This is a genomic window from Bradyrhizobium canariense, assembly GCF_019402665.1.
GTDB lineage: Bacteria > Pseudomonadota > Alphaproteobacteria > Rhizobiales > Xanthobacteraceae > Bradyrhizobium > Bradyrhizobium canariense.
Genome location: NZ_VSST01000142.1, coordinates 1 through 597, shown reverse-complemented (window position 1 = coordinate 597; position 597 = coordinate 1). Strand labels below are relative to the sequence as shown.

The 597-nt window shown below is 58.0% G+C and carries 1 pseudogene; it reads right to left on the bottom strand.

The features are described 5' to 3' along the window. Positions 1 to 597 (bottom strand): annotated as a pseudogene (locus FXB41_RS40335) (adenylate/guanylate cyclase domain-containing protein); the annotation flags it as partial.

Sequence of the window (597 nt, the reverse complement as noted above, 5' to 3'; positions counted from 1 at the left end):
ACGAGGAGACAGGCGAAGTGCTTCGTTGATATGAGTCACTGTCTGCGCTCCGCGCCCCATGTACAACTTAGCGCCGCCAATTTGCGCGTGAGCCTCAGCCAAATTGTGATCCAACGTCAACGCCCTCTCGAACTCAGCGATGCCCTGAGCCGCGCGGTTCGTGCACATTAATGCGCAGCCCAAAGCCAAGTGTGCGTAAGCATGGTTGGGCGCGAGGCACAGCGCCCTTATTGATGTCGCCTCGGCCACTGCGTAATGCTCGCTCGTGGCGTCATCCAAGTAGCTCGCTCCAAGCATCAGATCGGCGCCAGCCATCCACACCATCGCGTCGACATTCTTGGGGTCGAGGGTCACCGCCCGTTCAAAAATCGCGCGCGCTTGTGGCACACCTTCCAACGTCCACCCCTTGTGCAACAAAGCTTTGCCTCGGAAATACAAGTCCATCGAATTGGGATGCGGAGATCGCTCTGATCGCCTGGCCTCTTGTTCAGTGAGTTGGGCGTCCAGTGTGTTGGCGAGGCGCGATACGATCTCGTCTTGCATATCAAAAAGATCGGCGACGGGTTTGTCAAAGCGGTCGGCCCATAGATGCGCGCT